At 62.1% G+C, this 18,463-nt stretch carries 17 protein-coding genes and 1 other RNA gene; 16 read left to right on the top strand and 2 right to left on the bottom strand.

Annotated features, from left to right (window positions below):
• The first annotated feature begins 750 nt into the window (after positions 1–750).
• Positions 751–2,292, top strand: coding sequence for a glycosyltransferase family 39 protein (locus QFZ36_RS05045; protein ID WP_306634408.1), 1,542 nt, complete (start codon positions 751–753; stop codon positions 2,290–2,292).
• A gap of 214 nt (positions 2,293–2,506) precedes the next feature.
• On the top strand, positions 2,507–3,661 hold the full coding sequence (locus QFZ36_RS05040; RefSeq protein ID WP_306634406.1) for an acyltransferase family protein: 1,155 nt from the start codon (positions 2,507–2,509) through the stop codon (positions 3,659–3,661).
• Positions 3,662–3,735: 74 nt separating this feature from the next.
• Here the strand turns inward: QFZ36_RS05040 and QFZ36_RS05035 are convergent, their stop codons facing one another.
• Positions 3,736–5,025 carry an ISL3 family transposase gene (locus QFZ36_RS05035; RefSeq protein WP_306634404.1) on the bottom strand — a complete coding sequence of 430 codons (1,290 nt, stop codon included), beginning with the start codon at positions 5,023–5,025 and terminating at the stop codon, positions 3,736–3,738.
• An 870-nt stretch (positions 5,026–5,895) separates the two neighbouring features.
• Here QFZ36_RS05035 and QFZ36_RS05030 point away from each other — a divergent pair.
• The 8 genes from QFZ36_RS05030 to prfB all read left to right on the top strand — a co-directional run bounded on the left by QFZ36_RS05030 (position 5,896) and on the right by prfB (position 11,901).
• The gene (locus tag QFZ36_RS05030) at positions 5,896–7,119 is read left to right on the top strand and encodes a CpaF family protein (protein WP_306634402.1); all 1,224 of its coding nucleotides are present in this window, start codon (positions 5,896–5,898) and stop codon (positions 7,117–7,119) included.
• Positions 7,119–7,973 carry a type II secretion system F family protein gene (locus QFZ36_RS05025; protein WP_306639105.1) on the top strand — a complete coding sequence of 285 codons (855 nt, stop codon included), beginning with the start codon at positions 7,119–7,121 and terminating at the stop codon, positions 7,971–7,973. The genes QFZ36_RS05030 and QFZ36_RS05025 overlap by 1 nt, the downstream gene beginning before the upstream one ends.
• Positions 7,970–8,911, top strand: coding sequence for a type II secretion system F family protein (locus QFZ36_RS05020; protein ID WP_306634400.1), 942 nt, complete (start codon positions 7,970–7,972; stop codon positions 8,909–8,911). Before QFZ36_RS05025 ends, QFZ36_RS05020 begins: the two co-directional genes overlap by 4 nt.
• Positions 8,912–8,975: 64 nt before the next feature.
• The gene (locus QFZ36_RS05015; RefSeq protein WP_306639103.1) at positions 8,976–9,269 is read left to right on the top strand and encodes a hypothetical protein; all 294 of its coding nucleotides are present in this window, start codon (positions 8,976–8,978) and stop codon (positions 9,267–9,269) included.
• Positions 9,270–9,392: 123 nt separating this feature from the next.
• On the top strand, positions 9,393–9,737 hold the full coding sequence (locus QFZ36_RS05010) for a TadE family protein (protein WP_306634399.1): 345 nt from the start codon (positions 9,393–9,395) through the stop codon (positions 9,735–9,737).
• Between the two features lie 7 nt (positions 9,738–9,744).
• The gene (locus QFZ36_RS05005) at positions 9,745–10,245 is read left to right on the top strand and encodes a hypothetical protein (RefSeq protein WP_306634398.1); all 501 of its coding nucleotides are present in this window, start codon (positions 9,745–9,747) and stop codon (positions 10,243–10,245) included.
• Positions 10,242–10,688, top strand: coding sequence for a Tad domain-containing protein (locus tag QFZ36_RS05000; RefSeq protein ID WP_306634397.1), 447 nt, complete (start codon positions 10,242–10,244; stop codon positions 10,686–10,688). The genes QFZ36_RS05005 and QFZ36_RS05000 overlap by 4 nt, the downstream gene beginning before the upstream one ends.
• A gap of 94 nt (positions 10,689–10,782) precedes the next feature.
• Positions 10,783–11,901, top strand: a complete 1,119-nt coding sequence (prfB, locus tag QFZ36_RS04995) for a peptide chain release factor 2 (RefSeq protein WP_306634396.1) — start codon at positions 10,783–10,785, stop codon at positions 11,899–11,901.
• 88 nt (positions 11,902–11,989) lie between these two features.
• On the opposite strand, the gene QFZ36_RS04990 is transcribed toward prfB, so the two are convergent.
• Positions 11,990–12,733, bottom strand: a complete 744-nt coding sequence (locus QFZ36_RS04990; protein WP_306633535.1) for a polyprenol monophosphomannose synthase — start codon at positions 12,731–12,733, stop codon at positions 11,990–11,992.
• Positions 12,734–13,091: 358 nt separating this feature from the next.
• Here QFZ36_RS04990 and ftsE point away from each other — a divergent pair, with 358 nt between their 5' ends.
• From ftsE to QFZ36_RS04960, 6 genes are all read left to right on the top strand, one after another.
• Positions 13,092–13,871, top strand: a complete 780-nt coding sequence (ftsE, locus tag QFZ36_RS04985) for a cell division ATP-binding protein FtsE (RefSeq protein WP_306634393.1) — start codon at positions 13,092–13,094, stop codon at positions 13,869–13,871.
• Complete coding sequence (gene ftsX / locus QFZ36_RS04980; protein WP_306634390.1) at positions 13,868–14,782, top strand: permease-like cell division protein FtsX; 915 nt, start codon at positions 13,868–13,870, stop codon at positions 14,780–14,782. Before ftsE ends, ftsX begins: the two co-directional genes overlap by 4 nt.
• 26 nt (positions 14,783–14,808) lie before the next feature.
• Complete coding sequence (locus QFZ36_RS04975) at positions 14,809–16,236, top strand: M23 family metallopeptidase (RefSeq protein ID WP_306634388.1); 1,428 nt, start codon at positions 14,809–14,811, stop codon at positions 16,234–16,236.
• Between the two features lie 84 nt (positions 16,237–16,320).
• Positions 16,321–16,794 (top strand): SsrA-binding protein SmpB, encoded by a 474-nt coding sequence (smpB, locus tag QFZ36_RS04970; protein ID WP_009356865.1) that lies wholly within the window; start codon positions 16,321–16,323, stop codon positions 16,792–16,794.
• 77 nt (positions 16,795–16,871) lie between these two features.
• Positions 16,872–17,240: a transfer-messenger RNA gene (gene ssrA / locus QFZ36_RS04965) on the top strand.
• Positions 17,241–17,474: 234 nt separating this feature from the next.
• Entirely contained in the window at positions 17,475–18,461 is a 987-nt protein-coding gene (locus QFZ36_RS04960; RefSeq protein WP_306634386.1) for a S1C family serine protease, read from the top strand.
• Positions 18,462–18,463 lie beyond the last annotated feature (2 nt).

The raw sequence follows: 18,463 nt of genomic DNA, 5'->3' as shown, positions 1-18,463 counted from the left end.
ACGTGCCCTCTGTAGACAACACCTCGGTGCTTAACCGCGGGACGGTACTGGAGGGAGCCGATGCAGTGACCCGTGCGGAGCGCTGTCCCATTTCAGCTCCGCCGGCGCCCACGACGTCCGCCATAGACCGTGCGGCCTCTGTCGAGGGCTGGGCAGTCGGCGCGCCTGCTGGATTTGCCGCCTGTGAGGATGGGGGCGCAGTCATTGCAGAAGAAGGCGACGCAGCTTCCGAGGTGGCACTCGCTGAAGAGGGCACTGTCGGCGTTGGAGTGGGTTCGACGGCGGACGCGACACCCACCAGACCGGGGCCGGCTACCAGAGAGGCAGCCAAGAGCGCTATCCCCACGGACTTCAAGGCTGGGCGACGGGACTGAGACAGGTTCCGCTTCATATTTGCTCCGGAGACAATGCGGCGCTCCGCCGAGCGCTCATTTGGTTGCGGTTCGGGCGATTCCCCCCAGGGAAGGCACCCGACACTGGGTATCACGACAAGTATGGCCCACCATAACACTGCTGTTACGGGCGGGACCACTGGTTCTTCTGTTCCTTATGTGGTTTGCGTGGCTACTCTCTCTTTGGGCAGCAACGTCGGGGTCGGTCCACCCTCCACTAGCCGTCCAGACAAGGCGCGGCCAGGAAGGGCAACTATAGACGGAGGGCCTCCGAGGGTTGGAACAGCGAAATCAGTGCCCGATCACTGAGGGGATGATGCGCAATCGGAAGGGAATTACTCCTGTAGAGTTGGACCCCGTGACTTCATCGCTTAGGCCTAACCCTTCTGAGGCGGCCAGGACCGAAAACGAGATAATAGCAAAACCGGCGAATGCCATTTGGCGCAGACCTATTGCGAGCAGCCTGCTTTTGGGCCTGCTGGGTCTTGTTGTCAGCTTTCTTGGCGTCTGGATACCTTCACCCTGGCTCGATGAGGCAGCGACAGCACATATCATAGGCTACTCGCTCGGCGACATGGCGGAGCTGTGGCGGCATATCGATGGCGTGTTTGGACCCTACTACGTGTTTATGCATTTCTGGGCAAAGCTGACGGAGATCACCCCCTTTTGGCTCCGGTTTCCCAGCTTGCTTGCCGTTGGCGTGGGAACAGCTGCCATGGCGGCCGCGGGTAGGGCCGTAGGCGGCTGGAAGGCGCAACTTGCCTACGCGCTGTGCTTTGCCCTGCTGCCAAGAACGACGGCAATGGCAATCGAGGCCCGGCCATATGCTATGTCAGCCATGTTTACGGCGCTCGCTCTTTTGTCAGTTGTGAAGTTACGGGCAAGTAAGTCCGCCTGGTACTGCGTGGCGCTCGGACTGTCAATGATCGGAGCGGTCGGTACGCATCTTTTTTCTGCACTGCCCCTGCTAGGCCTCATCACCGTCGCAGTTATAGTCTTGCCCAATCGGTCACGAATTGCCCTGGTCGTCACGTCGGCCTTGGCGGGGTTAGCGTGCCTCCCGCTCTGCATCCTGGCGGTTCAGCAACGGCACCAGGTGGGCTGGATCGCAACGGCCCCGTTCAACCTTACAGACCAGGTACTGGTGGAAGCCTGGTTCACGTCTCGGGTTGACCCCAATCCAAGCGGGCCTTTCGTTCCGCTGCATTACGTCGCTGTAGTGTTGTCTATCCTCGCCGCACTAACTGTTATTCTTGCCCTGTTCGCCCGTCGCAGCTCTTTACCCAAGACACGCCTCGCGATTGCTGCGGTACCCCTCGTGCTGGCAGTGGGAGTGCTCTGGGGGGAGTCGGTCATACACGAACCAGTGCTAATGGGGCGGTACTTCACCTCTTCGGCGCCATTCTTCGCGATGCTCGTGGCTGAGTGCCTGTTGCTTCTCCGGCCCTATGCCAAACAGATACTTGCGTCCTTGCTGGCTTTCGGCTGCGTTGCACTGATCATTTCGCAGCGGGAGCCCTATGCCAAGATCCCCTGGAACGACTTTTCCTTTGTTGCTTCCACGGTGGACACCCAGGCTAATAGCGGTGATGGACTGCTGATTGAGACTAGTCCCGTCCCGACGGACACTGCACGAAGTGCGGTCGATTTGTACCCGCACGCCTTCTCTGGTCTCGTCGATATCGCCCAGCCTCAAAGAGCCCCACTTACCCATCCCATATCTGTTGACCCACCTCGCGTTGACCTCTCTACACTTGCTCAGCTGCCAACACGCATCTGGCTTGTCTCGAAGGTTCAGCAGGACAGCGAGTATGCTGTCCAGCTCACCAACCTGGGCTTCCGGCCAGCTTCGGCGTCTAGTGGCCCAGGGCACACTGTTACTTTATGGGTCCAGCACTGAGCTTTGACGGCGCGCCAACCCCAGCATCTTCTGGTAGACAATACGAGCCTCAATTCATCGTCAGCAAAGTAAGTAGAGCTGCTCTACTACTAAAACCCTGAATTATGTCACAGCTCCCGGCGTGGGGGAGATGGAGCTGGTGGCTGCTCATTGAAAACGTTCAGGCTGGTAGGCGGCAGCACTTCAGATTGACGCCCTCAGGAAAGAAGTCCAAATGCCTTCACCGCAGCCCTCACCTTCTGTCTCGGCGCTGGCACGCCCACGGCTGCTACTTCTTGACTGCCTTCGTCTCGCAGCGGCTCTTGGCGTTGTTGCTTATCACTACACAGCCGTGTTCGGCCAACTTTTCTGGGGCGCTCCTTCACACGAAATCTTCCCTAGACTCTCGGGAATAACAGCTTACGGGGCGCTCGGTGTACAGCTCTTCTTCATTATCAGCGGATTCGTTATCCTGATGTCCGCCTACGGTCGATCAGTCGGACAGTTCACCGCATCCAGACTCTCGCGGCTCTTCCCCGCCTATTGGACCGCCGTCGTCCTCGCGGCACTTCTCCTGCTGGTAATCAGCCCGAGCGAGATGAACATGGTCACTTGGACCGATGCCTTGGTGAACCTCACGATGCTGCAGCAGTCCATCGGCGTCAGCTCCCTCGACGGTGTCTTCTGGACCCTCTGGATCGAGCTGCTGTTCTACGTGACCATTGCATTGTTCCTCTGGCGCGGAATGACCCAGTGGAGACTACTTGCGTTCATCTTCCTTTGGCCTTTCCTTGGAATGCTGTCCATCCAGTCCGGCGCGGGGATTCTAAAGACACTGCTCATCCCTGAGTACTCGCCTCTTTTTGCTGTGGGGATGGGCCTTTACCTGATCCACGCCCATGGGCACGACATCGTCCGATGGCTGGCCGTAGCCGTAAACGTCGTGCTGGGCTGCCACCAAACAGCGGCGACTTTCTTGCCGGCCATGTCGCAGAGTACGGGTCAAGAACTCTCGCCTGGAGTCGGGTGGTTGGTGATCCTGAGCTTCGTAGCCGTTGTATCTCTGATCACAACGACGTCCCTACGCTACTCCGGCTGGAGATGGATGAGCATTGCAGGATCCTTGACCTACCCGTTGTACCTGGTGCACGAGATGTGGGGATGGTGGATCATCAAGAGCTTGCACACGACGATAGGGACTTGGCCGTCGGTAACGGTTGCCACGGGTACCACGATCCTCATGGCATGGCTGATCCATAGGCTGATCGAGCGCCGCTTTGCTAAAGGGTTGAATAAAAGGCTGCTCCGAAGTCTGACCTCGGGTTCGCATCCTGCGGATAGGCCGGATAACCGCTCGGACGCGGCGGCCACCGTGACGGTATTCCGCTGAAGGTCCGGGGTTCAAATAGGACCAGATTCTGGGCTCTTCACGGTTCGTGGTGAATGTTCTGCCGTGATGGACGTTCATGCCGCTGTTCTGGCGGCACTGCGCAACAGGATACGCGTTTTGTAGTTCCGGGCGTTGGTGAATCCCCGGCCTGTCCGTTTGATGTGCTTGATCGCGGTGTTGTTAGCTTCCACTTTCGCCGTTGTCGCGCCGGTGACAATGAGGACCTCAATCTCCTTCCACCACCTGCAGACCGTCCGCCAGAGACGGTTCGTTTCCGGCTGGGCGGCTTGCTCGACCAGAGCGTGCAGGCGTTCTTTCGCAGTGGCTGCGTCGGCGAGGGATCCGGTGGCGAGCAGAGTCCGGAGCTGCTCTTTGACCAGCCAGGCGGCCTGCAGCTTCCCGGTGGCATCGTCGGTGGCGAACACGGTACTGAGCCTGTCCCGGGCCTGCTCCGAGAGGGTCTCCCCGGCCCGCAGGAGCAGCCGCCGGTTGGCCCAGACCGGGTCGATGGAGAGTCCCCGCCGGCCATGGACCTGCTGCGTGAGGCGTTGCCGGACTTCGGTGAGCATGTCGTTGCCCAGCTTGACGAGGTGAAACGCGTCGATCGAAACAGCGGTCCGCGGCAGCCACATCCGCAGGGCCTTGCGGAACGCCGCGGACGGGTCGATCGCGACAACCTGCACGCCCAGGCGCCACTCGAGCGGACGGGCGAAGAGCCATTCTCCGACGCCCTCACTGTCGCGGCCGTCCACGATCCCGAGAACTTGTCCGGTGTCGAGGTCGACGATGGTGGTCATCCAGGGTTCGTAGCGTTTCCAGGCCTTGGTGTCGGGGTCGCGGAAGAACCGCACGGACCGGTAGCGGTGTTCGTCGATGCCGAGCATCCGGGGTGCCAGGGCATCAATATTGGGCAGCGTTAGCGCCGCGGAATCCAAAGCCCGCTGGACTAGCCACCATGAGACACCGAACGAAGCGGCGGCCTCGGCGGCGGCCCGTCCGGAACCGATGACAGCGCCCACGAGGGCGTCGCGGAGCGGGCGGGTGGACCGTGCCCGGCGCGGAACCTGGGCGGTCTCCTCCGCGAACGTCTGCCGCGTGCACAGATACTCATCGCAGAAGAATCTCCGCTTGGACCAGACCACTTCGACCGGCCCGGCGACAGGGATGTCGCGCAGGCGTTGTGACCGGCGGGAATGCACGCGGCTGCTGACCACGCCGCACGACGGGCAGCCGGCCTCGGCAGTGGCCACCACGTGGATCCGTCGCTGCCCGAAGGCGAGAACCTGAGTGTCGGTGACGCGGTAGTCGGGCAGGTTGAAAATGGCGGTGGCAGCATCGGGGCGCGGGGAAGTAGGCTCGATCAAGGCTCGTAGCTCCTGACTCTTGATGAATGCGTAGAGAACATCCATCACAGCAGGGCTACGAGCCCTTCAGCTTTCAAGACACGGAACCTGTTTCACCATCAACCACGGAGAGCCTTCTGTAGTTGGACACAGGAACTCGCGCTGTACCTCTGTCCCGCCCGCCCCTGACAGTGCGGTTCCACGGAGACAACCGATGGCTTGCTCCGAGAAGACTTTCCGTCAGGAACGGCGTGCGTGTTCAGATCGTCGAACACCTTCAAGGTCCAAACCAACTTACTTGTCGGGCCACGAGACACCCTCGCGGGGAACAGAGCTTTTTCGTCAGCGTCGCAACACATGACTGTAGGTGGTGCTTTTGAGGGACGTTCGCTGCGCGGTACGAGGAAGATGGGGCCGTACGGCTTGGGCTGAAAAGTGAGCCACATTGATGTTGGTTCTTCTTCCGTATTTTTCCCGTCTTGTCAAGAGAACCTCCAACGGCCCCACAGAAGCCATCAATGGAGTCATCGAAAGCCACCCGCAGAATCGCCCGCGGATTCCGCAACTTCCCAAACTACAGACTCAGACGCCTACTCGCCGCCGGCCGTCGCCGCCCCGACCGGAACAAACGAACCGACCATGTTTATATACGAAGGGTCCCGTAAAGGCGAGCGCGTCCCCTTTGGTTCAGGCCGATTGGTGAAACCGTGAATGACGGCGGCAAATCAGAGCGTCAGCAATCGCCTTATTCATTCAAAGCGCACTAAAACTTGGGGACAGAGAATTTGTCCACAGCTTCACGTACTGGACTTGTTGCCCTGCTTCCGGCTCCTTAGGCTTTAGCCAGTTGCACTGCCTCCGCCGGGGGCGGCAGTTGTATTGGGGGAACACATGGACGCGCTGGCAATTGTCGAGGACGAAGTCCGCGAGCTGATCCGACGCCGGGGGCTTGATCCGTTGCACCAGGTCGGGGAGGTCCGCCGCCTGGTGGAGGCAGCGGTAACCGATTACGACGAACGTGCCCTGATGGGGCCGCTTCCTCCCATCGGACCCCTGGATGCCGCACGCAGGTTCCTCTTCGATGCGGTTGCCGGCTTCGGCGTGCTGCAGCCACTGCTGGACGACACGACCATCGAAGAGGTGTGGATCAACGCGCCCAACGAAATCTATGTCGCCAGGAACGGCGAATCCGAATTAACCTCACTAAGCCTGACCGAGCAGCAGGTCCGGGATTTGGTGGAGCGGATGCTCAAGAGCTCAGGCCGCCGGCTGGACATGTCGTCGCCCTTCGTGGATGCAGCCCTGCCCGACGGCTCAAGGCTCCACGTGGTCATCCCGGACGTGACCCGTAGGCACTGGGCAGTCAACATCAGGAAGTTCGTTGTCAAAGCGAGCAGGCTCGAGCACCTGGTTGACCTAGGCACCCTGACGCCCCAGTCGGCCCGCTTCCTGGGTGCGGCGGTTTCCAGCGGGCTCAACATTCTTGTCTCGGGAGCGACGCAGGCGGGCAAAACAACGATGCTGAACTGCCTTGCAGCCAGCATCGGGAGCCGGGAACGCGTCATCACTGTCGAAGAGATTTTCGAGTTGCAGTTTCCCTTGAGGGACGTCGTCGGTCTGCAATGCCGCCAACCAAACCTCGAAGGCGAGGGCGAAATCCCGCTCCGACGGCTGGTCAAGGAAGCCCTCCGAATGCGCCCTGACCGGTTGGTGGTGGGTGAAGTCCGGGAAGCCGAGAGCCTTGACATGTTGATTGCTTTGAATTCGGGCCTACCAGGGATGTGCACCGTTCACGCAAACTCTGCCCATGACGCCGTCACGAAGATCTGCACGCTTCCACTGCTGGCAGGCGAGAACATATCGTCGGCCTTTGTTGTACCCACCGTCGCGTCCTGCATTGACCTGGTGGTGCATTGCAGCCGCAGAGCGGATGGACGACGGGAAGTAACAGAAGTCCTGTCGCTGGGCCGCCGCGTGGAAAACGGCATCATCGAATCCTCTCCCGTGTTCACCATGGTGGAAGGCGCGCTGCAACCACGCGCCAACTCCATGCCTGCGCAGGAAAAGTTCTCCAGGGCAGGATATGACGTCGCCGCGCTGCTGGATCCGCGATGATGTCAGCTCTCCTTGGAGTAACGGCAGGCGCCGGTTTTTTCCTTATCTGGTGGTCCTTCTGGGAGTCGCCGAAGCGGGCAGCTCCTAGGGAAAGGACAAGTCGCCTCGCCGACCTCCTTGCCGGGGCCGGCGTCGAGAAAGTGTCCGCGGGCGGCCTGTTCGGCACCTGTATTGGCCTCGGACTTTTCGTCGCCCTGGTGTTCTTCGCGGCAACCCGCTCCTGGCCGATCTCGTGTTGTTTCGGACTGTTCGGTGCCTGGCTGCCGATCACCGTCCTGCGTTGGAGGGCAAAAAGGAGGAGCGCCTTGCTGCGGACTCTCTGGCCGGACGTCGTTGACCACCTGCGTTCAGCCATCCGGGCCGGGTTGCCGCTTCCGGAGGCCCTCATCCAACTGGGTGACAAGGGGCCCGAAGAACTCCGGCACCTATTCCGTGATTTCGGTGCCGACTACCGGGCAGGCGGGCAATTCGAAGCATCGCTCAACCAGCTCAAGCACCGGCTCGCTGACCCGGTCGCGGACAGGATCGTAGAAGCCCTCCGCCTGACCAGGGAAGTGGGCGGTTCAGACCTTGGCAAGCTCCTCGGGACGCTGGCCGAATTTCTCCGCGAAAATGCGCGTACGCGCAGCGAGCTGGAGGCGCGTCAGTCCTGGACCATCAATGCTGCAAGGCTCGCCGTGGCTGCGCCGTGGATCGTGATGATGCTGTTGGCCACGAGACCGGAAGCCGTGCAGGCCTACAACACGCCAGTGGGGGCCGGCGTTCTGCTTGGCGGCCTGATCGTTTCCCTGGTCTGCTACTCCATCATGCTCCGGATAGGTGCACTTCCGCAGGACGAAAGGGTGCTCAGGTGACGGAGATTCCACCATCCGCTGTTGTGTGCGGGCTGCTGATGGGCATCGGACTGTGGCTCATCATTTTCCACTCTCCCTTTATTCGTGCCGTCACGCTTTCCCAACGCATCGAGCCGCAGCTGAAAGCGCAGAACCTTGAATCAAGGTTGCTGCGCGCCGGGGAGCAAAACGTAACGCCATTCGGTTCCTTGGAACGGATTCTTCGCCCCTTTTTACGAGACGGGCTGGCAGCCTTGGGCAGACTAAACCCCGTGTCCAAAGCTACGCACAGAAGACTCGCGCAGGCGGGCATCAACAAATCTCCGGTCGATTTCAGGGCAGAACAACTCTTATGGGCGGCTGTTGGGATCGGAGTCTCGATCGCCTTCATTATTCTTGGTGCCGCCTTCGGCAGGTTCAACCCGTTGCTATCAGTAGCGGCCGTCCTGGGCAGCGCCATCGGTGGCTTTATGTTCCGCGACTACTGGCTCGGCGCTCAGATCCGGCGCAGGGAATCGAGGATGATGGCGGAGTTCCCCGGCCTTGCCGAACTTATGGCGCTTGCAGTGAGTGCAGGGGAGAGCGCTACTGGTGCTCTGGGCCGGGTCTGCCGCAGCGCCAAGGGTGAACTCACGAAGGAGTTCTCGACGATCCTTGCAGAAACGAGGGCGGGCAAACCCCTGGTCCAGGCCCTCCAGGAGTTCTCTGCGCGGACAGAGCTCGCACCTCTCGTTCGGTTCGTGGACGGCATCGTGGTGGCCGTTGAGCGAGGCACACCGTTAGCTGACGTGCTCCGTGCGCAGGCCCAGGACGTCCGGGATGCCGCAAAGCGCGACCTGATGGAGTCAGCGGGAAAGAAAGAAATTGCCATGATGATCCCGCTCGTATTTGGAGTGCTGCCCTTGACCGTGGTCTTTGCCGTTTTTCCCGGTATCGCCGCGATAAACCTCGGTTTCTGAGGGCAGAGATAAGCATGGACGCACAACCAACGGTGGAAACAGAAGCAGGAATAGGACGGAAATGATGGAGAAAATGGGGATTCGCTGCATGGTGCTGTTCCTGTCACTCGTGGCAGTGCTGCTTCCAGGAGTGGGTGTCGGCAACAGTAGGAGAGCTGGGCGGGAAAGGAGCCAGGACCGGCGCCTCGTCGGCGCAGGTTTCAGGGCCAGAGCGGTCGATGATCCTGAGCGGGGCGACGTTCCTGGCTGGGTGATGATCACGCTGATGTCGGCAGTTCTGGTTGCAGCGCTGCTGGCACTGGCCGGTCCTGCGCTGGAAGCCATGTTCAACCAAGCGATGGACAAGGTCGGAAGTTAGCCGGTGGCGCGGTGCACCCGCGGAGCGAACACTGACCGCGTTCTGGACAGGGGAGAGAAAAGGCCGGCCCGGGGCGAAGACGCAGTCCCAGAAGCCCGGCACCATGAAAGGGGCTCGGCTGTAGTGGACTTTGTCCTCGTAGGCAGCCTGCTGACCGTGTTTTTCCTCGCGATCATCCAGCTGACACTGGTGCTGCATGTAAGGAATACGTTGATTGATGCGGCAGCATCCGGTGCACGTTACGGAACACTCGCCGACCGTGATGCAGCCGACGCCCGGGATCGTACCCGCAGCCTGATCCAAACCGCCTTGAACGCGGGCTTCGCTGAACAGGTCAGCACCAGCGAGGTGACATACCAGGGCCTGCGGACTCTGGAGGTAACTGTCAGGGCGCCCATGCCCGTGATCGGACTCATCGGTCCCCGCGACATGCTGGAGGTGAAGGGCCATGCAGCGATGCAGCCATGAGGCAGTAATGGCTCGCTTTCGCGCCCGGCTCATCGAAACCCTGGGCCGCGGGCCACTCGGCCGCGAACCACTCTGCCGGCAGCCGGACGGCCACCACCACGAACGGGGGAGTGCCGTGGTTGAGTTCACCTTCCTGGCGCTGCTGCTGATGGTTCCGCTGGTGTATTTCATCATTACCATGAGCCAGATTCAGGGCGGCTCCTTTGCCGTGGTTGGCGCAGCGGACCAGGCGGCCAAGGTCTACGTAGCCCAGGCCGATGGAGCCACGGCGCAGGCAGCTGCTGAACAGGCGGTGGCGATCGCACTGGCGGACTTCGGACATCCCGCCGACGGGGCGCGTGTGGCCACAACCTGCAGTCCGGGAGATTGCCAGGCTGCCGGAAGCGCCGTCACGGTGACTGTGAGCCTGACAGTGCCTCTGCCGTTCCTGCCTTTCAGCAACGACTTCCGGCTCAGCGCCAGCGAGGTGGAGGCATCGTCCACTCAGCTCGTAGGCAGGTTCCGGTGAGAAGGCATTCAAGTGATGAAGACGGCCAGATCATGGTGATGATCCTGGGCTACGTTGTGCTGGCGTTGCTGGTCACCACGGTCGTCATCGGCATTTCCTCGGTGTACCTCGAACATAAGCGCCTGCTGTCCCTGGCCGACGGCGCCTCCCTCGCTGCCGCTGACAGCTACACCTTGGGCGAAGTGGACACGCAGGGCGGCAGCCCCTCAGCGGTCCTGAACCCTGCCCGGGTCAGGAACGTAGCGGCTGACTTCGTGTCCAGGAGCCCGGCGTCACAGCGCTTCGACGGGCTCGCCATTGCAGGGGCCACCGGCACGCCTGACGGTTCCACCGCCGTCGTGGTCCTCACGGCTGCCGTGCACCCGCCGGTGGTGAACTTCCTGATGCCCGACGGGATAAGAATCGAGGCGACCTCCACGGCGCGCTCCCGGCTCACCCGTTGATGGAACGCCCGAGCGAAGCCCAGCGAGACCCGCCGTCGCCTGGACAGTCTCCAGGGTAAGGCCCTTCACGCGGATGGCGTAGGGTTAAACAACCATGGCCAATATTGATTTTTCCGCTGAAATCCGCGCCCTTCGCGCCACCTACGACTCCATTGAAAGAGTCTCCGACGTAGAGGCACTGAAGGAAGACATCGCCGAACTGAGCGAGCGAGCCGGCGAACCGGACCTCTGGGACGACCCCGCAGCGGCACAAAAAATCACCTCCCGCCTTTCACACCGCCAGTCGGAACTGGAGCGCCTCACCAGGCTCGCGGCCAGGATCGACGACCTCGAAGTTCTGGTGGAGCTTGGCCAGGATGAGGACGACGCCGATTCCATGGGGGAGGCGGCCGCCGAACTGGAGTCGGTCAAGAAGGCCCTGAAGGAACTGGAAGTCGTCACCCTGCTGTCCGGCGAGTATGACGAACGCGAGGCCGTGGTCTCGATCCGGGCAGGAGCCGGCGGCGTTGACGCGGCCGACTTCGCCGAAATGCTGCTCCGGATGTACCTCCGCTGGGCTGAACGCCACGGGTACCCCACCACCGTGATGGATACTTCCTACGCCGAGGAAGCCGGCCTCAAATCGGCGACCTTCGAGGTCAAGGCCCCCTACGCCTTTGGAACGCTCAGCGTTGAGGCCGGAACGCACCGGCTCGTCAGGATCAGCCCCTTCGACAACCAGGGCCGGCGCCAGACGTCGTTCGCCGCCGTCGAAGTCATCCCGCTCATTGAGCAGACGGACTCCATCGAGATCCCGGACAACGAAATCCGCGTGGACGTGTTTCGCTCCTCGGGGCCGGGCGGTCAGTCCGTCAACACCACTGACTCCGCCGTCCGCCTGACCCACATTCCCACCGGGACCGTGGTTTCCATGCAGAACGAAAAGTCGCAGCTGCAGAACCGTGCCGCCGCCATGCGCGTGCTGCAGTCCCGGCTCCTGCTCCTAAAGAAAGAGCAGGAAGACGCCGAAAAGAAGGCGTTCGCCGGCGACGTCAAAGCGTCCTGGGGCGACCAGATGCGGTCCTACGTGCTCAATCCCTACCAGATGGTCAAGGACCTGCGGACCGAGCACGAAGTTGGCAACACCTCGGCAGTTTTCGACGGTGAAATCGATGACTTCATCGACGCCGGCATCCGGTGGCGCACGGACAACCGCAACGCGGAAAGCAAATAGCTAAGACCCAGGTTCAGGTGCCTGAATAAAGCAATGGGCCGTCCCGCACAGCGTGCGGGACGGCCCATCTGTTTAAGTACTGAAGAAACTACTGCCGGGCTGGCGCCTTTTTGCGGGTGAGGGTGTTCCAGCGCGCCTGCAGGCCCCATTTCGTGACGTTGACCATAGCCTCCACCACAATGTTGCCGCTCATTTTTGAGGCGCCGAGTTCGCGCTCCACGAAGGTGATGGGGCGTTCCTCGATCCGCAGCCCCATCCGGGACACCCGCCAGGCGAGGTCCACCTGGAAGCCGTAGCCCACGGAGTCCACCTGGTCCAGGTTCAGCTTCTCCAGGGTGGTCCTGCGGAAGGCACGGTAGCCGCCGGTGACGTCCTTGATCTTCAGGCCCAGCATCAGCCGGGCATAGGTGCTGCCCACCCGTGAAATGGCCTGCCGGTACAGCGGCCAGTTCACCACGCTGCCGCCGGGGACCCAGCGTGAACCCATGGCAAGGTCGGCGCCTTGGTCAATGGCCTCGAGGAGCTGGGGAAGCTGTTCAGGCTGGTGCGAACCGTCGGCGTCCATCTCCACCAGCACGTCGTATCCGGCGTCCAGGCCCCACTTGAAGCCGGCGATGTAGGCGGCGCCCAAGCCTTCCTTGCCTTTGCGGTGCAGGACGTGGACCTGGGAGTCCTCGGCGGCGATTCCGTCAGCGAGCTTGCCCGTGCCGTCGGGGCTGTTGTCATCCACTACCAGCACGTCCGAGGCTGGCACTGCTGCGCGGAGCCGCTGCAGCGTGATCGGCAGCGATTCCAGCTCGTTGTAGGTAGGGATGATCGTAAGGACGCGCACAGAGAGCCTTCCTGGTGGGAGCAGTCGGTGCACACGCAGGCTAAAACGGCCGGCGGGCGCAGCTACCCATTATAGGGACCGCCAGTAGCCGCAGGCTGGAGAATCGGACTTTGCCGTTCGTATTCAAGCGCGGAGCTGCGCGCGAAACGAACCATAAGCCAGCCAAGGGAGTACGTGGTGACCAATCCGATTGGGAGCAGCATCCGGCGACACGCCCCTTGAAACCGGCCTGATTCACAGGTTCCCCTGCGTATAGTCGAGGGGCCGGGGCCCTACTTCCCCCAAACGAAAACCCGCGCACCGGCTGCAGAACTGGGCTGCATGAGAATCAGCTATGCCCTGCAGGGTACTTAGGGCCATGATCCGATTCGAAAATGTCACCAAGGTCTACGACCAGACAACCCGGCCTGCGCTGGACACCGTCAACCTTGAGATTGACCGCGGCGAATTCGCCTTCCTCGTCGGTGCATCAGGCTCCGGCAAGTCCACCTTCCTGCGGCTCGTCCTGAAGGAAGACCGGGCAACGTCCGGCGCCGTCTACGTCGCCGGCCAGAACGTCGCCAAGATCTCCAGCTGGCGCGTGCCGCGGCTCCGCCGGGGGATCGGTGTCGTCTTCCAGGACTTCCGGCTCCTGCCCCAGAAGAACGTCTTCGCCAACGTAGCCTTCGCCATGCAGGTCATCGGCAAGAGCCGCAGCGTCATCCGGGACACTGTTCCCGAGGTACTGAAGACCGTGGGCCTGGAAGGCAAAGAGCACCGCATGCCGCACGAACTCTCCGGCGGCGAGCAGCAGCGCGTGGCCATCGCCCGCGCCGTGGTCAACAGGCCCGGGATCCTCCTCGCCGACGAGCCGACGGGAAACCTGGACCCCACCACGTCGATGGGCATCATGGGCATCCTGGACAAAATCAACCAGAACGGCACCACCGTGGTGATGGCGACGCACGACGACGACATCGTCAACGAGATGCGCAAGCGCGTGGTGGAGCTCAAGAACGGCGTGGTCATCCGCGACGAGGCAAAGGCGCTGTACACGTCCATGATTCCGGTAGTCGGTCAATCGCGCAGGCTCAAGGATGCGAGCGGCCGGGAGACGCCCGAAGCGGGACAGCCGGGCGAAGGCGAGGGACAGCGATGAGGCTTGCATTCATCCTCAGCGAGATTGGCAGCGGTCTCCGCCGCAACCTCTCAATGGTTGTGTCAGTCATCCTGGTCACCTTCGTCTCGCTCACCTTCGTGGGTGCGGCCGGAATGCTGCAGATGCAGATCAACCAGATGAAGGGCTACTGGTACGACAAAGTCCAGGTGGCCATCTTCCTGTGCAGTGAAGGTTCGACGGCGGCCGGTTGCGCCACCGGGCCTGTCACCGCGGAGCAGCAGGAGAGTCTCAATTCCCTCCTTGAGTCCCCGGCAGTGGCCCAGTACACCAACGACTTCCAGTACGAGTCCAAGGAAGAGGCCTACAAGCACTTCAAGGACCAGTTCTCCAATTCGCCCATCGTGGACTCCGTGACACCGGACCAGCTGCCTGCATCCTTCCGCATCAACATGAAGGACCCGGAAAAGTACCAGATCATCAGTGAGACCTTCGCCTCCCAGCCGGGAGTGGAAACCGTCATTGACCAGCGCCAGCTCCTCGAGCGGCTGTTCTCGGTGATGAACGGGGCCTCCCTTGTTGCCGTCAGCATCGCCGGCGTGATGATCGTCTGCGCCATCCTGCTGATCGCCACCACCATCCGGCTCTCCGCCTTCAGCCGCCGCCGCGAAACGGGAATCATGCGCCTGGTGGGCGCCTCGAAGACGGTGATCCAGCTGCCGTTCATCCTGGAGGGGGTTATCGCGGCGGTCATCGGCGCGGCACTTGCCTCGGCCACGCTGTGGGCCGTTGCGCACTTTTTCCTCGGCGAATACATGTCCCGGCAGTACCCGGACACGGCCTTCATCTCCTCAGGCCAGACGCTGATCCTGGTACCGGCTTTGATAATCCTTGGCGGATCCTTGGCGGGAATTTCGTCTCTCTTGACCTTGCGCCGATACCTTCGCGTCTAGGTATGCAAACCGAACTAGGAATGCCCATGAACATAACGGATCAAACGTCCCCGCGGCGCCAGCGCACCAGGGGGCGGAAGTGGCCCCGCCGCGCCGGCATTATCAGCGCTGTGCTCGCCGTCGTCCTCAGCGCAGGACTGGCATCATCCTCCCCGGCAGCCTTCGCCGACGAGCTTGAGGACAAGCAGAAAGCACTCGAAGCCGAAGCAGCCAGGGTCCAGCAGTCATTGGAATTCGTTGATTCGCGCATCGCCAAGGCCGCCGGCGACCTGATCATTTACCAGGGCCAGCTGCCCGGTGCCCAGCAGGCGCTCCTTGAGGCCCAGGGCCGTGTTGCCGGAGCCGTCAAGGAAGTTGAGGCACTTTCCGCCCGCGTGGACATGGCCCAGCAGAACAAGGCCAAAATCACGCAGCAGCTTGAAACGGACAAGCAAAAAATCGCGGACACGAAGAAGCTGATTGGCCAGATCGCCACCCAAGCCTATAAATCCGGGGGAGTGCCCTCCAACCTGTCCCTGTTCTTCGGCTCAAACAACGGCGGAAGCCTGACCGAGACGATGGACTTGGCAGACCAGGCCATGCGCAGCCAGAACGCCGCCATGGACAAGCTGTCCCAGCAGAACGCCACCAACGTCAACTCCGAGGCACGCCTCCAAGCCGTTGAAGCCGAAATCAAGGACCTGAAGGCCAAGGCCGACGCAGCCCTTGAACGGGAGAAGGCAGCCCGGGACGAAGCAGCCGCCAGGAAAGACGAAGTGGACCGGCTCATTGCCGACACCACCCGCCTTGACGCGGAACTGCAGGCCGCCAAGCCCGGCATCCAGTCCCAGCTTGCCGGTGTGCAGGCCAGCCAGAACGCCGTGGCAGCCGAAATCGAAGAACGCGACCGGAAGCTGCGCGAGGCCTGGGAAGCCGAGCAGCGCCGGCTGGCGGCGGAAGCCGCAGCCGCGGCGGCCGCTGCAGCAGCAGCGAGGAACCAGCCGCCGCCCCCGGTGCAGCCTTTTGTGCCGCCCGTTGGATCGCCGTCGGCCTTTGGACTCCGGCATCCATTTGATGGCAGCGTCCCCATCACGTCCGGCTTCGGCTGGCGCGCAACGCCGCCCGGAACCATCGACTTCTACGGCCAGGGCGGCTACCTGCACACCGGAATCGACTTCGGCGCGGCCTGCGGCACGCCCGTCTACGCTGCGGCAGCAGGCGAGGTCTTCAGCTCCGGCTGGAACTCAGCCGACGGCGGAGGCTGGCGGGTGAAGATTTCCCACGGCCTGGTGCAGGGCAACACGCTGAATACCATCTACTACCACAACTCAAGCATCGTGGTGTCGAACGGCCAGCGGGTATCGCAGGGGCAGCTGATCGCGTACTCCGGCAACACCGGAAACTCCACCGGCTGCCACGCCCACTTTGAAACGTGGTTGAACGGCAACGCTGTGGACCCGATGGGGCTGCTGTAGCGCCCATTAGCCTGCCGTACACTGGTATGACTCCGCGCCGGCTGGCCCGGAGGACTTCCGATTCTTGAACTGAGGAGCTTTCCCTTGCCTAAAGAAAGTGGCCGTAAAGTGGTGGCCACCAACCGCAAGGCCCGGCACGACTACCATGTGCTGGACACCTACGAGGCTGGAATCGCGCTGATGGGAACCGAAGTGAAGTCCTTGCGCGAGGGCCACGCCTCCATGGTGGACGGGTTCTGCACCTTTTACAACGACGAACTGTGGATGGAAGCCATCCATATCCCGGAGTACAACCAGGGCAGCTGGACCAACCACGCGGCACGCCGCCGCCGGAAGCTGCTGCTCCACCGCGAGGAACTCATCAAGATTTCGCACAAGGTGCGGGAATCGGGCTATACGATCGTTCCGCTGCAGCTGTACTTCGTCGATGGCAAAGCCAAGGTGGAGATCGGTGTGGCTCGCGGTAAGCGCGAGTACGACAAGCGGCAGACCCTCCGCGAACAGCAGGACAACCGAGAAGCGCAGCGGGAAATGCGGGAGCGCAACCGCCGCCGCTAGGCGGGAATGAATTCCCTGAATGATGCGTTATGATGGGTAGTCCGGTGGGCTTGCCTGCCGGTTTGGTAAAAGAATATGGGGATGATCGGTTTCGACGATGTTAGTCGCGACAGGTGAAGCGGGCCGAGGATGCAGAATTATCTCGTAAACGCTTTCTGCAAACCAATAAGTGCCGAATCTAAGCGCACTGACTTCGCTCTTGCTGCCTAAGCAGTAAGACAGTCCGTCAGCCCGAGGTTGCTATCGCCCCGGATCCTGGCGTCATTTAGATAGCCACTGCTGTTCACCTCCGTCATCGGGGTGAACGGGACTCTTAGATGACTGGGCCCGGATCAGCCAGCTGTTTGCGGCATGGCTGGGGCCGAGAAAGTCCGACGCAAACTGCGCCCGGAGAAGCCCTGACAACACGACATCGGACGGGGGTTCAATTCCCCCCATCTCCACATTTGTGATGAGTCGATCCTTTAGGTTGGATTCATCGAAAAGCACCCCGGTCTTCGGACCGGGGTGTTTTTCTTTGCCCTGGCTTGGTAGTCCCGGTCCCTGGCCCAGGGCACCCAGGCGCCCGTTCACCGACGGCGTAGCCCCGCCGGGACTATGAACCCGCGCCCGATCGTTGTCACGGTTAGGACCCGGACAAGCAACGCCGCCGGGGAGCCGTATACCGAGGAGGTGCCCCAATGAACCAGGGGAGCGAGCCAGTTTCGCAGGCGCCCGACGACGACGCCCTGGACTCGTATTCAGAGACAGTCATGCGCGTGGCTGAGGCAGTCACGCCGCACGTGGCGGCCATTGAGATGACCAGCAACCGGAGGAACGGCCGTTTCCGTGTGGGGGCAGGCTCCGCCGTGCTTTTCACCGAAGACGGCTATCTCCTGACGAATTCGCATGTGGTGGCCGGCACGCACAAGGGCCATGCGGCCTTTGCCGACGGCAGCCGGACCGACCTTGAACTGGTGGGCGTAGACCCGTTGTCCGACCTTGCGGTGGTCCGCGGCAGGGCACCCAAGGTGGCCCCGGCACAGTTCGGCGACGCCGAGACGCTGCGGGTTGGCCAGCTGGTCATCGCCGTCGGGAATCCGCTCGGCTTGGCTGGGTCGGTGACCGCAGGGGTGGTCAGCGGCCTGGGCCGGGCCATCCCGGTGTGGTCAGGCGGCAACCGGCGGGTGATCGAGGACGTCATCCAGACCGATGCGGCGCTCAATGCCGGCAGCTCCGGCGGCGCCCTGGCCGATTTCCGTGGGCGGATCGTGGGAATTAATACCGCCGTGGCCGGCGCCGGGCTGGGACTGGCAGTACCCATCAACTCCACCACGCGCCGGATCATCTCGGCACTGCTGAAGGACGGCCGCGTCAGGAGGGCTTACCTCGGCGTTGTCAGCACACCGATCAGGCTCAGTGCGAGCGCGGTGATCAGGACGGGGCAACGCGAGGGACTCAGGGTGGTGGAAGTGCTGGCGGGATCACCTGCCGGCCGCTCCGGCCTGCTGGCGGGCGATATCATCCTGACAGCCGGAAGCCGTCCCGTCAGCAACGCTGAAAGCCTGCAGAAGCTGCTGTTCGCCGATGCGATTGGCCAGCCGCTGCGGGTCCGCGTGCTGAGGGACGGCCAGGAAATGGACCTTGTGGCCGTGCCGGAAGAAATGCCTGCAAACGGAAACGGGTGACC

It is taken from the genome of Pseudarthrobacter siccitolerans (assembly GCF_030823375.1).
GTDB lineage: Bacteria > Actinomycetota > Actinomycetes > Actinomycetales > Micrococcaceae > Arthrobacter > Arthrobacter siccitolerans_A.
This window is presented reverse-complemented; position numbering and strand designations above follow the sequence as displayed.

Excerpts from the sequence above, each read along its gene's own strand:
- QFZ36_RS05040 (WP_306634406.1), top strand. The coding sequence starts at position 2,507 with ATGCCTTCACCGCAGCCCTCACCTTCTGTCTCGGCGCTGGCACGCCCA.
- QFZ36_RS05030 (WP_306634402.1), top strand. The coding sequence starts at position 5,896 with ATGGACGCGCTGGCAATTGTCGAGGACGAAGTCCGCGAGCTGATCCGA.
- QFZ36_RS05025 (WP_306639105.1), top strand. The coding sequence starts at position 7,119 with ATGTCAGCTCTCCTTGGAGTAACGGCAGGCGCCGGTTTTTTCCTTATC.
- QFZ36_RS05015 (WP_306639103.1), top strand. The coding sequence starts at position 8,976 with ATGGAGAAAATGGGGATTCGCTGCATGGTGCTGTTCCTGTCACTCGTG.
- QFZ36_RS05005 (WP_306634398.1), top strand. The coding sequence starts at position 9,745 with ATGGCTCGCTTTCGCGCCCGGCTCATCGAAACCCTGGGCCGCGGGCCA.
- prfB (WP_306634396.1), top strand. The coding sequence starts at position 10,783 with ATGGCCAATATTGATTTTTCCGCTGAAATCCGCGCCCTTCGCGCCACC.
- ftsE (WP_306634393.1), top strand. The coding sequence starts at position 13,092 with ATGATCCGATTCGAAAATGTCACCAAGGTCTACGACCAGACAACCCGG.
- ftsX (WP_306634390.1), top strand. The coding sequence starts at position 13,868 with ATGAGGCTTGCATTCATCCTCAGCGAGATTGGCAGCGGTCTCCGCCGC.
- QFZ36_RS04975 (WP_306634388.1), top strand. The coding sequence starts at position 14,809 with ATGAACATAACGGATCAAACGTCCCCGCGGCGCCAGCGCACCAGGGGG.
- QFZ36_RS04960 (WP_306634386.1), top strand. The coding sequence starts at position 17,475 with ATGAACCAGGGGAGCGAGCCAGTTTCGCAGGCGCCCGACGACGACGCC.